General features: G+C 56.9%; 11 protein-coding genes and 1 tRNA gene. 11 read left to right on the forward strand and 1 reads right to left on the reverse strand.

All coding sequences use genetic code 11. The annotated features are described in order from the left end of the window. Nucleotides 1-16: 16 nt before the first annotated feature. From flgH to secF, 11 genes are all read left to right on the forward strand, one after another. A complete protein-coding gene (gene flgH / locus AC13E3_RS10520) occupies nt 17-718 on the forward strand; it encodes a flagellar basal body L-ring protein FlgH (RefSeq protein WP_008174297.1) in 702 nt (233 codons plus the stop codon). Beyond that, complete coding sequence (locus AC13E3_RS10525; protein ID WP_008174300.1) at nt 715-1,812, forward strand: flagellar basal body P-ring protein FlgI; 1,098 nt, start codon at nt 715-717, stop codon at nt 1,810-1,812. Before flgH ends, AC13E3_RS10525 begins: the two co-directional genes overlap by 4 nt. Nucleotides 1,813-1,820: 8 nt before the next feature. Beyond that, on the forward strand, nt 1,821-2,807 hold the full coding sequence (gene flgJ / locus AC13E3_RS10530; protein ID WP_288367806.1) for a flagellar assembly peptidoglycan hydrolase FlgJ: 987 nt from the start codon (nt 1,821-1,823) through the stop codon (nt 2,805-2,807). Nucleotides 2,808-2,812: 5 nt separating this feature from the next. Further along, nucleotides 2,813-4,843 carry a flagellar hook-associated protein FlgK gene (flgK, locus tag AC13E3_RS10535; protein WP_092032816.1) on the forward strand — a complete coding sequence of 677 codons (2,031 nt, stop codon included), beginning with the start codon at nt 2,813-2,815 and terminating at the stop codon, nt 4,841-4,843. An 18-nt stretch (nt 4,844-4,861) separates the two neighbouring features. Next, nucleotides 4,862-6,100 (forward strand): flagellar hook-associated protein FlgL, encoded by a 1,239-nt coding sequence (gene flgL, locus AC13E3_RS10540; RefSeq protein WP_288367803.1) that lies wholly within the window; start codon nt 4,862-4,864, stop codon nt 6,098-6,100. An 82-nt stretch (nt 6,101-6,182) separates the two neighbouring features. Continuing rightward, nucleotides 6,183-6,269, forward strand: a tRNA-Leu gene (locus AC13E3_RS10545). Nucleotides 6,270-6,304: 35 nt separating this feature from the next. After that, nucleotides 6,305-7,408, forward strand: coding sequence for a tRNA preQ1(34) S-adenosylmethionine ribosyltransferase-isomerase QueA (gene queA, locus AC13E3_RS10550; RefSeq protein WP_288367704.1), 1,104 nt, complete (start codon nt 6,305-6,307; stop codon nt 7,406-7,408). Between the two features lie 14 nt (nt 7,409-7,422). Continuing rightward, nucleotides 7,423-8,544, forward strand: coding sequence for a tRNA guanosine(34) transglycosylase Tgt (gene tgt / locus AC13E3_RS10555; RefSeq protein ID WP_288367729.1), 1,122 nt, complete (start codon nt 7,423-7,425; stop codon nt 8,542-8,544). Between the two features lie 29 nt (nt 8,545-8,573). Then, complete coding sequence (gene yajC / locus AC13E3_RS10560) at nt 8,574-8,936, forward strand: preprotein translocase subunit YajC (RefSeq protein WP_053115014.1); 363 nt, start codon at nt 8,574-8,576, stop codon at nt 8,934-8,936. Between the two features lie 95 nt (nt 8,937-9,031). Then, nucleotides 9,032-10,906 (forward strand): protein translocase subunit SecD, encoded by a 1,875-nt coding sequence (gene secD, locus AC13E3_RS10565; RefSeq protein ID WP_092032821.1) that lies wholly within the window; start codon nt 9,032-9,034, stop codon nt 10,904-10,906. After that, the gene (secF, locus tag AC13E3_RS10570; RefSeq protein WP_053115016.1) at nt 10,899-11,852 is read left to right on the forward strand and encodes a protein translocase subunit SecF; all 954 of its coding nucleotides are present in this window, start codon (nt 10,899-10,901) and stop codon (nt 11,850-11,852) included. Before secD ends, secF begins: the two co-directional genes overlap by 8 nt. An 83-nt stretch (nt 11,853-11,935) precedes the next feature. Here the strand turns inward: secF and AC13E3_RS10575 are convergent, their stop codons facing one another. Then, a complete protein-coding gene (locus tag AC13E3_RS10575; RefSeq protein WP_053115017.1) occupies nt 11,936-12,736 on the reverse strand; it encodes an inositol monophosphatase family protein in 801 nt (266 codons plus the stop codon). Nucleotides 12,737-12,781: the final 45 nt, after the last annotated feature.

The raw sequence follows: 12,781 nt of genomic DNA on the forward strand, positions 1-12,781 counted from the left end.
CGCCAGAGGTGACGTCATGAATCCGATGACATCCAGCCGGATAACCCGGGGCGCCAGTACCCTGGCGACCTTGGTGGTACTGATCCTGCTACAGGGTTGCACGGCCATGAGCCGGCCCCGGGCGATGCCGGATGATCCTGAGTTTGCACCGGTACGCCCTGAGGCCATGACACAGAGAGACAGGGCGTCTGGTTCGATTTACCAGGTTTCCCGAAACTATAACTTTTACGGGGATACCATCGCGCTCAATGTGGGTGATGTACTGACAGTGAATCTCCAGGAATCCACCCGTGCCAGCAAGAATGCCGAAACCAGCATCACCAAGGACAACGAAATCACGCTGCCGGAGCCGAACATTCTGGGTAAGAACAACTTCGGGATCGGCACCTCACTGAACAACGAGCGCGATTTTGAAGGCACGGCTGAGGCTGATCAGAGCAACAGTCTTGCTGGCAGCATCACCGTCACGGTCACAGAGGTGCTGCCCAACGGCGTGCTGCGGATCCGGGGTGAGAAATGGCTGTCACTGACCAATGGCGACGAGTACATCCGCCTGACCGGGCTGGTTCGCCCCCGGGATATCCAGCCGGACAACGCTGTTGCCTCAAACCGTATTGCTGATGCGCGTATTGCCTATGGCGGTACCGGTGATTTCGACCAGGCAAACCAGATGGGCTGGCTTGCCCGCTTCTTTAACAGTGAGTGGTGGCCGCTATGAGCATGCGGCGTTTTCTTGCCTGGGTACTTGTTCTGGCGGCGGTTGCGGCACCGGTGATGGCGGACCGGCTGAAGGACCTGTCCCGCATCAAAGGGGTAAGGAACAACCAGCTGGTGGGCTACGGACTGGTGGTTGGCCTTGACGGGACCGGCGACAAGGCACCGTTCACCAATCAGACCTTCCGGAACATGATGAACCAGTTCGGTATCACTCTGTCTGAAGGCGTGAACCCGAAACTCACCAACGTCGCCGCCGTAACCGTGAGTGCCACATTGCCACCGTTTGCCAAGGCCGGGCAGGAGATTGATATCACGGTTTCCTCCATCGGCAACGCCGACAGCCTGCGCGGCGGTACCCTGCTGATGACCCCGCTGAAGGGCGCTGACAACAACGTCTACGCCATGGCTCAGGGCAGTCTGGTGGTTGGCGGTTTTGGTGCCCAGGGGCAGGATGGCTCCAGAATTACCGTGAACGTACCGAGCGTCGGCCGGATTCCCAACGGTGCCACTATCGAGCGGGAAGTGGTCTCGCCTTTTAGTCAGGGCGACACCATTACCTTCCACCTTCTGCGCCCAGATTTCACAACGGCACGTCGGGTGGTGGAAGCGGTAAACGACCGGCTGGGCCCCGATATGGCCTATGCCCACGATGCCACGTCGATTTCTGTGCGTGCGCCAAGGGATCCGTCCCAGCGGGTCAGCTTCCTGTCGATCCTTGAAAACATTGAGGTGGATCCGGCCGAGGATGCCGCGAAAGTGGTGATCAACAGCCGTACCGGCACCATTGTGGTTGGCCAGAATGTTCAGGTCAGTCCGGCGGCAGTCACCCACGGCAACCTGACGGTGACCATTCAGGAAAACCCCAATGTGGAGCAACCGAATCCGTTCGCCGGTGGCGACACCGCTATTGAGCAGGATTCCCAGATTGCCATTACCGAGGAGCCGGCGCGGATGTTCAAGTTCGGCCCCGCCGTCACGTTGAACGAGATCGTGCAGGCCGTAAACCAGGTGGGCGCGGCTCCGGGCGACGTAATGGCGGTACTCGAAGCCCTGAAACAGGCCGGTGCACTGCGCGCCGAGCTGATTGTTATCTAGGTGGCATGATGCAGGACTACAAGGTTCAACAGGCCCAGGTTTACACCGACTTCAACGGTCTCAATGCGTTGAAGGCCCAGGCTCGCACTGACAAAGAGTCAGCTCTGCGTGAGGTGGCGCGCCAGTTCGAGAGCCTGTTCCTGTCTGAAATGTTGAAGTCCATGCGCAAGGCCGGCGACGTCTTCTCCGAGGGCAACTACCTGAAGAGTAATCAGTCCGAGCTTTACCGGGATATGTTCGATAGCCAGATGAGTCTGACCATGGCCGGTGGCAAGGGCAGTGGTCTCGCAGATGCACTGGTACGTCAACTCGGCAAACAGATTCCGGGCATGAATAACGAAGGCGGCAGACTTGTTGGCCACAAGGCGAGCCTTGCAGATTATGATCGAAGCCTGCCCGCTCTCAATACCCAATTACCGGAGCAGGTGCAGAAGGTGACTTCTGTGGCAGAGGAAGCGCCTTTGGCAGTGACCGCGACCCCGCAGGATTTACCGCACCAGTTTGATTCTCCGGAGCACTTCGTCACCGAGTTGCTGCCGGTGGCCGAGCGGATTGCCCGCGATTCGGGCATTGATCCGAAACTCATGGTGGCCCAGGCCGCCCTGGAAACCGGCTGGGGCCGGCACATGATCCGCGGGGAGCAGGGTGAGCCCAGTTTTAACCTGTTCGGTATCAAGGCGGATAGCCGCTGGCAGGGGGATGCGGTATCCATCACCACCACGGAATACCGGGAAGGGCTGCCAATGAAAGAGCAGGCCAGCTTCCGGGCCTACCGGGATTACGAATCCAGCTTCCGGGATTATGTCTCTTTCCTGGAATCCAACCCCCGATACCGGGACGTCCTGTCGGTAGCAGACCAGCCTGAGGTTTTCGCAGAGAAGCTGCAGGAAGCCGGCTATGCAACCGACCCCAACTACGGCAACAAGATCCGCCAGATCATGAACCGTGACTCACTGATGACGCTGTCCATGGGCAGTGACGGGATGAAGGAGTAAAGCTTATGGCAGGGCTCATAGGTATTGGTCTGACCGGCATCCTCAGTCAACAGGCCGCACTGAACACCACTGGCAACAATATAACCAACGCCAACACGCCGGGTTACAGCCGCCAGGAAGTGCTGTTTGAAACCCAGGAAGGCCAGCGCACTGGTGCCGGCACCATAGGCAGCGGCGTGAACGTGGCGGACATTCGCCGCCTGGCCAACGAATACCTGGTTCAACAGGTGCGTGAAGACAGCACCCTGTACGGAGAGCAGGAGGCCCTAAATTCGGAGCTGACCAGGCTTGATAACCTGCTCGGGGGTGAATCTACCGGCCTCAGCAATGCACTGAACAACTTTTTTGCGAGCCTTCAGAATGCCGCGGAAGATCCCACTTCCTTGCCACAGCGCCAGTTGGTCCTGAGTGAGGCACAGCAGGTTGTAAACCGTTTCCAGGCCCTGAACCAGGAATTCATCCAGCAGCGGGAATCCATCAAGACCCAGATGCAGCAGGGTGTGAAAGACGCGAATACCCTGCTGAAAAGCATTGCGGAGCTGAACCTGGCGATTTCTGAATCACCCGGCATTGCCCAGGGGCAAATGCCCAATGAATTGTTGGATAAGCGGGATGAGAAACTGCGGCAGCTGTCGGAGCTTATTAGCATAAAAGTCAGCCCGGCAGACGGTAGCCAGGTTAACGTGTCTCTGTCGAACGGTTTGTCCCTGGTGGTTGGCAGTAACGCTTCGACCCTCGGCACCCGGGAAAATGCCGAAGATCCGACACGTCTGGAGTTCACACTGAGCAACGGTGGACGCCTCCTCAATATTGATGAACAGATCACCGGCGGCAAGCTGGGTGGCCTCCTGCGTTTCGATACCGAAGGTCTGAAACCGGCATTCGATGAGCTTGGCAGGATTGCCATTGCCCTCTCCGACACCATGAATCACCAGCATGAAATCGGGATGGATCTGGAGGGCGAACTCGGTGGGCTGTTCTTCACAGATATCAATTCGCTCGAGGCGCAACGGAGCCGCGTGGTCCCCAACGGAAATAACGCGCCCTCGACCAACGGACAGTTGGCCGTCGAGATAACCGACAGTTCGGCGCTTCCGGCAGGCCGCTGGACTCTCCAGTTCAGTGGCGATGGGCGAAGCTACGAGTTGATTGATCAGGGTACTGGAAGAACCGTCAATCAGGGCCGGTTGCCCGATCCGCCCCAGTCTGAGATTTCCATGCCCGGTTTCAACATCCGGGTGGAGGGCGGCACGTTCAATGCCGGAGACAAATATCTGATTCAACCAAGCCGGAATGCGGCGGAGAGCATTGGGCTGGTGGTCAATCGGGAGGAGGATCTGGCTTTCGCAAGTCCGGTTCGTGCTACCACCGGCGATGACAATATCGGAACCGGCAAGATTGATCAGGGCACCATGCTTAACGTCAGGAACCCGTTCACCAACTCCCTGTTGCCCGCGTTCCAATCGACCGGGCAACTGGCGAACGGGCCAATTACCGTAACATTCGACGATCCGGGAACCGGCCTGGTGTTCACGGTTACGGACGGCGGTGGAAACCCGATAGGTCCGGCAAACCGGCCCTACACGCCGGGCGTTGCCAATGAGTTGTTCAGCGACAATCCGGCGGATGGTGCCGAGTACCAGGGTTTTCAGTTCAAGATAACGGGCCAGCCGGCTGACGGTGACACCTTCGAGATCAATTACAACTCCAACGGTGTTTCGGACAACAGGAATGCGGAACTGCTGGCGGCGCTTGGCACGGCCAACACGCTGAATGGTGGTAGCCAGAACTTTTCCGAAGGCTATGCGGGGCTTGTTGAGGATATCGGTGTTAAAACACGCCAGAGCCAATTGGATGTGGATGCCGGCAAAACCCTTCTGGAGCAGTCGACCAATCAGCGGGAATCTGTATCCGGCGTTAACCTGGATGAGGAAGCCGGGCGCCTGATCCAGTATCAGGCCGCCTATAATGCCTCGGCCCAGGTAATGTCGGTAGCCCAGGATTTGTTCAATACCCTGTTACAGAGTTTCCGGTAACGGTTGAGGTGATGTGACATGATCAGAATTTCATCACAGCAGATTTTTTCAGGCGGTATTAATCGGCTCCAGGAGCTCAATACCAGCCTGAATAACACCCAGCAACAGATCTCGACTGGCCAGAGGGTAAACAAACCTTCCGACGATCCGGTCGCTGCGGCGCGCATTCTGAAGCTGGATCAGGAGCTTTCGCGGGTTGAAACCTATCAGCGCAACGTCGACCTGGCGGACAACCGTCTGAAACAGGAAGAAAATGCTCTTTCAAGTTCGATCGATGTGATTCAGCGGATCCGGGAGCTGACGGTTCAGGCGGGTAATGGGTCATTGTCGGCCAACGACCGGCGGTCGATTTCTTCGGAGCTGGAGGAACGCCTGGGGCAGCTCGCCAATATTGCCAATACCCGTGATGCCTCCGGCGAATACATCTTTAGTGGATTCCAGGGCTCGGTAAAGGCCTTTGAGCAGGATCCCTCAGGCAGTTGGATTTACCAGGGCGACGAGGGCCAGCGAGTCCTCGAAATTGATGATGGTGTCACCGTTCCGATCAGCGATAACGGCAAGGACATTTTCGTAAGAGTTCCTGCGGCCATCACCGGCGAACACAGCACGGTGAGCACGCCGGGCGCTTCTATTTCAGGCGTCAAGCTGGTTAACGAGGCAGATCTGGCTGCCGCCTACCCCAACTCGTTCCCGGACGATATTACAGTGGAGGTCGTCGACGTTGGAGCGCCGAATCCACCGGAGTTAAGGGCGTTTGATAGCCAAGGAAATCCATTGTCGGTTGATCCCCTTGTTTACGAGAGCGGCGAGCCGTTCACAGTTGCGGGTGTAGAGGCAACAATTACTGATGCTGTGCCTGGTGCGGGGGATGTGTTTACGCTGAAGATCAACGAAAAACAGTCGGTGTTCGGCACCATTGAGAACCTGATTTCCGGTTTGAACAACATCGACAAGAGCAGTCCGGATGGGCAGGCCCAGTACGACGACCTGATTGCTAATTCCCTGATCAACCTCGATAACGCCCAGGAAAGCATTATCCTCAAGCAGACCGAGTTGGGTGGCCGGATGAACGCGGTGGAATCGACCAAGACCTTCCTTGAGGATTCTTCGGTGTATACCAATGAAATCCGGTCCCAATTACAGGATGTGGATTACGCAGAAGCGATCAGTAACCTGAGTTTCCAGAGCTTCGTGCTGCAGGCGGCTCAGCAGTCGTTTGCGCAGGTTTCGCAACTGTCATTGTTCGACAGATTGTAAATATCCGAGCCAGCGGGCAGTTGTGTCCGCTGGCTTATTGCTTTCGCGATTAAGCTCAGTATAATCCCCACCACTCTCCGATGGCGGCGTGGTGAAATTGGTAGACACGACGGATTCAAAATCCGTTGGGGTAAAACCCGTGGCGGTTCGAGTCCGCCCGCCGCTACCATCTTCTTTCCTTCGGCGTCGTTAACAGTCCATTCCATGAATGTCTCCGATTTTCATTTTGACCTGCCGGACGAATTGATCGCCCGCTATCCGCTCAAAGATCGCAGCGCGTCCCGGCTACTTTGTCTTGATGGTCTCTCCGGAAAGCTCAATCACCGGATTTTCAGTGAACTTCCTGACCTGCTTCAGCCCGGCGACCTGTTAGTGTTCAACGACACACGGGTGATACCGGCGCGGCTTTTTGGCAAAAAGGAAACCGGTGGCCAGGTTGAAGTGCTGGTTGAGCGGGTGACTGGAGAGCAGGAAATCATCGCCCATGTTCGTGCCTCCAAGGCTTTGAAGGATGGCCAGAAGATTATTCTGGAGGACGGTACCTGCATGCGTATGTCGGGCCGGGAAGAAGCGCTGTTTCATCTGGTGTGTGAAGCTGAGGAACCAGTGCTCGACGTGCTGGAGCGCATTGGCCATATGCCACTGCCGCCTTACGTTGATCGACCGGACGAATCCACTGATCGGGAACGTTACCAGACCGTTTATGCCCGGGAGGCCGGCGCCGTTGCTGCACCGACGGCGGGGCTGCATTTCGATGAGAGTCTGCTTGAAAAACTGGCCGCCTGTGGAATTGAAAGCACGTTTGTGACGTTGCACGTGGGTGCCGGGACCTTTCAGCCGGTTCGGGTGGACAAAATCGAAGATCACACCATGCACAGCGAGGTGGTGAATGTCCCCCAGGACGCCGTTGACGCGATCGAGCGGACCCGCGCAAGGGGAGGGCGCGTGGTTGCGGTAGGCACCACGTCAGTTCGCTCCCTTGAGTCTGCCAGTCGGGGCGGTCGGTTGCGGCCGTTCACTGGTGAGACCGATATCTTTATTTACCCGGGGTATCGCTTCCAGACCGTCGATGCCCTGATTACGAACTTCCATTTGCCGGAATCCACCCTGATCATGCTGGTCAGTGCGTTCGCCGGCTATGACAATGTGATGGCGGCCTACCGGGAAGCGGTAAAGGAACGCTACCGCTTTTTCAGTTACGGCGACGCCATGTTTATTACCGGGCAGGAACCCAGCCGTGGCATGTTGCTGGGCTCAGCCGTGGAATCCAATGAAGCCGGTACCGATAATGCCGGGGAGGCCTTGTGACACAAACCTGTTTCATGTCGTTCGAAAAACTGGGAGAGGATGGGCGTGCCCGTCGTGGCCGCCTGACGTTCCCACGGGGCACCGTTGAAACCCCTGCATTCATGCCTGTCGGCACCTACGGCACGGTGAAGGGTATGCTGCCCCGCGATATCCATGAAATCGGGGCAGAGATCATCCTGGGTAACACCTTTCACCTGATGCTCCGGCCGGGTACCGAAGTGGTCAAGGCTCATGGTGACCTTCATGATTTTACTCAGTGGCAGGGGCCCATCCTGACCGATTCCGGCGGTTTCCAGGTGTTCAGTCTGGGTGAGATGCGCAAGATCACCGAGGACGGGGTTACCTTCCGTTCTCCGGTAGATGGTTCGCCGGTGGAGCTGTCACCGGAGATTGCGATCCAGGTGCAGCGGGATCTCGGGTCGGACATCGTTATGATATTTGACGAGTGTACGCCTTATCCGGCCACCGAGCGTCAGGCAAAAGATTCCATGGAACTGTCGCTGCGATGGGCGCAACGGAGCAAAGATGCCCACGAGGGGAATCCTGCGGCGTTGTTCGGCATCGTTCAGGGCGGTATGTACGAAGGCCTGAGGGACCGCTCTCTGGAAGGGCTTACAGAGATCGGCTTCGATGGCTACGCCATTGGCGGTCTGTCGGTTGGCGAGCCCAAGGAAGACATGATCCGGATTCTCGACCACTTGCCGCCGAAAATGCCGGAAGACAAGCCGCGGTACCTGATGGGCGTGGGCCGGCCGGAAGATCTCGTCGAGGCGGTACGTCGCGGTGTCGACATGTTCGACTGTGTAATGCCTACCCGCAATGCCAGGAATGGCTATCTATTTACGTCAACCGGGATCGTAAAAATCCGCAATGCCCGGCACCGTCATGACACCGCGCCGCTGGACGATCGCTGCGACTGTTATACCTGTAAGAATTTTTCGAGAAGTTATCTCCATCATCTGGATAAATGTGGAGAAATGCTTGGCTCACAACTGAATACCATCCACAACCTCCGGTTCTACCAGAACCTGATGGCTGGATTGCGTGGGGCCATTGAAGCAGGTACATTGTCGGACTTTGTAACCGACTTCTATGCTCTGCGCGGAGAGACCGTTCCGCCCCTGGGCAATGTTTGATCTATTCGCTAAACCAACGGAGATATTCAATGAAAGCTATTAAAATGCTCGTTGCCGGCCTTTTGGCTCTGATGCCTGCTCTTGCCATGGCGCAGGACCCGGCTGCTCAGGGAATGGGTGTTATGGGCCAGGTGATCTTTTTCGCCGGCTTCATCCTGATTTTCTACTTCCTGATCTGGCGCCCGCAGTCCAAGCGTGCGAAAGAGCACAAGGCTCTGATGTCCGGCCTGAATAAAGGTGATGAAGTTGTGACCTCTGGTGGTGTTGCCGGCAAAATTACCAAGGTGACTGACGATTTCATCGTTGTGGAAGTTGCTGACAACGTAGAGATCAAGGTCCAGAAAGTAGCCGTTGCTGCGGCGCTGCCGAAGGGCACGCTCAAGGACATCTGAGCGGGGGCCATTTAGCCGGCCATCCCTGGTGGCCGGTTTGAATCTTCCTGGCTGAAACACCAAGTCTGGCCGCTAGGCCGGCTACAAGGGATCCCATGCTGAACAAGTATCCGCTTTGGAAAAACCTGGTTATCCTGGTCGCGCTCGTGATCGGGTTTATCTACGCTTTGCCCAACCTCTTCCCCGACGACTACGCCATCCAGATTACCGGCGCCCGCAGTAGCACCGCGGTGAATGCCGGTGTGCTCGACAGGGCCGTTGGTGTGCTGGAAAGCCGGGGCATCGAGGTGAAAAGCAGTACTCTTCAGGATCGGGATGCTCTGATCCGTCTCACCAACTCTGAAGACCAATTGCAGGCCCGTCCCCTGGTGCAGGCTGCTCTTGGAAACGAATACCTGGTTGCACTGAATATGGCCGCCTCCACGCCCGGTTGGCTGAAGAGCCTGGGTGCCGGCCCGATGAAGCTGGGTCTGGACCTTCGTGGCGGTGTCCACTTCCTGTTGGAAGTCGACATGGAAACCGCAGTCAGCCAGCGTCTGGATGCCATGTCTGGCCAGATCAAGCGGGAGTTGCGGGAAGAGCGGATCCGCTATCGTGGCGGAGATGTTCAGGATAACCGCGAGATCGTTCTCAGCTTTCGTGATGAAGCCTCCCGCACCGAAGCGTTCAACATGGTGCGTGACCAGTACAACGAATTCCTTCTCGATGAGCAGACCGAGGGTGATGAATTCCTCCTCGTCCTGACGCTCTCCGAGGCTGAGGTCACTGCGATTCAGGACTATGCTCTGGAGCAGAACCTCACAACGATCCGTAACCGGGTGAATGAGCTCGGTGTTGCTGAGCCCCTCGTTCAACAACAGGGTGCCGACCGGATTATTGTTGAGTTGCCTGGCGTACAGGACACCGCACAGGCCAAGCGCGTACTTGGTGCAACCGCGAACCTTGAGTTCCGCATGGAGGCCCGCCAGGACGCCCCCAGCAGCGAGACCGAGGAGTTTGGTTTCCGGGATCAGCCACAGCGCACCGCGCGCCTCGAGCAGGAGGTGATCGCGACCGGTAACAACGTGGCCAATGCCCAGCAGGCGTTTGACGAAAACGGCCAACCCCAGGTCAATATCACCATGGATTCCGTCGGTGGCGACCTGATGAACCGGGCCACCCGCAATGCTATTGGCCGCAGGATGGCCGTGCTGTTCATCGAGTACCGCACGGAAACCGAAACCAGAATGGTAGACGGCGAGCCTCAGGAGGTGGAGAACCGCGTTGTGGAGAAAGGCATAATCAGCCTTGCCACAGTGCAATCCGCTCTGGGCAGCAGTTTCCGGATCACCGGGCTTGATTCCATTCCGGAAGCCGCAGAACTGGCGCTGCTCTTGCGCGCCGGTGCACTTGCCGCCCCGATGTATTTTGTTCAGGAGAGGACCATTGGTCCGAGCCTCGGCCAGAAAAATATAGACGCCGGCATGATGTCCGTTGCGCTTGGCTTCGGGCTGGTGCTGCTCTACATGCTTGTCTACTACCGCGGATTTGGCGTGGTAGCGAACATTGCGCTGACACTGAACCTGATGCTGCTCGTTGCGTGCATGTCGATCCTCTCGGCGACACTGACCCTGCCAGGCATCGCCGGTATCGTTCTGACCGTCGGTATGGCGGTGGATGCCAACGTGCTTATCTTTGAGAGGATAAAGGAAGAGCTGAAATCGGGCGTGCCGCCCCAGACGGCCATCAACTCCGGTTATTCCCGAGCCTTTGTTTCCATCTTTGATGCAAACATCACCACATTGCTGGTTGCCGTGATTCTTTTCGCAATGGGTTCCGGCCCCGTGAAAGGGTTTGCGGTGACACTCTGCATCGGGATTCTGACGTCGATGTTCTCTGGCCTGATGGTCAGCCGGAGCATCGTTAACATTATTTACGGCGGCCGCAGGGTCGAGAAGCTGTCGATCGGAGGAAAGCTCGCCAATGTCTGAAGATCAAAAGCAACCGTTTGATTTTATGGGTTTGCGGAAGATTGCTTCCGTAATTTCCATCTCGCTGATCGTTGTGTCTATCGCGCTGTTGGCCATCCGTGGCTTGAACCTGGGTATGGATTTCACCGGCGGCACCTCTGTTGAATTTGAATATGCAGAGGCTCCGGAACTGGATGAAATCCGCTCCAGGCTGACGGCTGCCGGCTACGAACAGTTTTCTGTTCAGAACTTCGGGGCTGACACCACGGTATTGGTGCGCATGGCTGAAGCTGACAATGATCAGCTGGCACCTGAAGTTACCCGAACCCTCGAGGAGGGGGGCGCGGAGCTGGAATTGGTAAGCTCCGAGTTTGTCGGTTCCCAGGTTGGTGAGGAGCTCAAGGAGGACAGTGGCCTCGGATTGCTGATTGCCCTTGCAGTGGTGCTGATTTACGTGGGTATGCGCTTCCAGTTCAAATTCGGTATTGCCTCGGTGGTGCCTCTGGCTCACGACGTCATTATCGTTCTGGGTGTATTTGCGTTATTCCAGTGGACCTTCGATCTTACCGTTCTGGCTGCGTTGCTTGCGGTCATTGGTTATTCTTTGAACGATACCATCGTTGTTGCTGACCGCATCCGGGAGAACTTCCGCAAAATGCGTGTGGGTGAGCCCTGGGATATCATCAACGAATCCATTCACCAGACCATTGCACGCACCATCAATACCTCCGGGACAACGCTTGTCGTGCTTTTTGCGTTGTATTTCCTGGGTGGTGAGGCAATCAACAACTTTGCCCTGGCCCTGATTATTGGTGTGGTTGTCGGTACTTACTCTTCCATATACGTGTCTGCGAATCTGCTGATGGTGATGGGCGTGTCTCGAGATGACCTGATCGTGCCGGCAAAAGAAGGCGCGGAAAATGCCGAAGAAGAAGAGCAGCCGCCGGAGTGGCTGAACCGGATGTAATCGTAGTTGTTCCCCGATTTCCGGGCATAAAAAAACCGCCACATAATGTGGCGGTTTTTTTGTGTCTCAGAGAGCCCGGGAGTTCAGCGAGGCAGACGGCCCCGGAACGGATGCAGGACCTTGAGCACTTCGCGGAACAGCTTCGGGTTTGCAACCACCAGCTGGCGGGCGTTCCCGGTGGACGGATTGCCCGAGAAATCACCGGTCAGGGCACCGGATTCCATGGCTAGTGTGACGCCAAGATCCAGCTCGGCTGCTTCCGGACGAAAGATGATGGCTGCGTCCATCAATCCGGCGGACACACGGGCGATATCCAGCACCACGCAGCCGGAGGTGCGGAACATACCGGAATCCCTGGCCAGTACAGCGGCCATTTCGCCCCAGAGCATCGGATCCTCGCTCTTTCGAGCCTGGTCCAGCAGGTTGGTAGCGATGGCGGCTTTCTCCGGCAGCTTGATTTCCGAAGCGCGCACGCGGCGGCTGTTGAGCGCCGCACCATGGCCTCGGCTGGCCGAGTATTCCTCGCCGGTAACGGGGTTAACCAGCAGCAGGTTTTCAGTTCGGTTATTCTTTTTCTGGGACAGGGCCAGAGCGAACTCCGGAATGCCCCGAAGGAAATTTTCACGGCCCAGGACAGGGAAAATATGCCAGCTCTTTTCGCTGGTTCCGGCATCCGCTTCGTTCAGGGGCGCGATGCTGTGGTCCTTGTAGGCTTTTTCGAGCTGTTCGGCAAAATTGTCATAAATAGATTGCTCAACCCGTTCCAGCTGACGACGGCGTTCTGAGTCGTCCTTGCCGGTAGGTTCCTGGCGCTCGAAATGGGCTTTCAGATAATCAGACCCCTGACGCGCGACGCGCAGGGCCATTTTAATAGCTGGTTGCATCTGAGTGTTCATTATCCGGGTGTGTGAAGGCCGGGTATCATAGCA

It is taken from the genome of Marinobacter sp. L-80 (assembly GCF_056859395.1).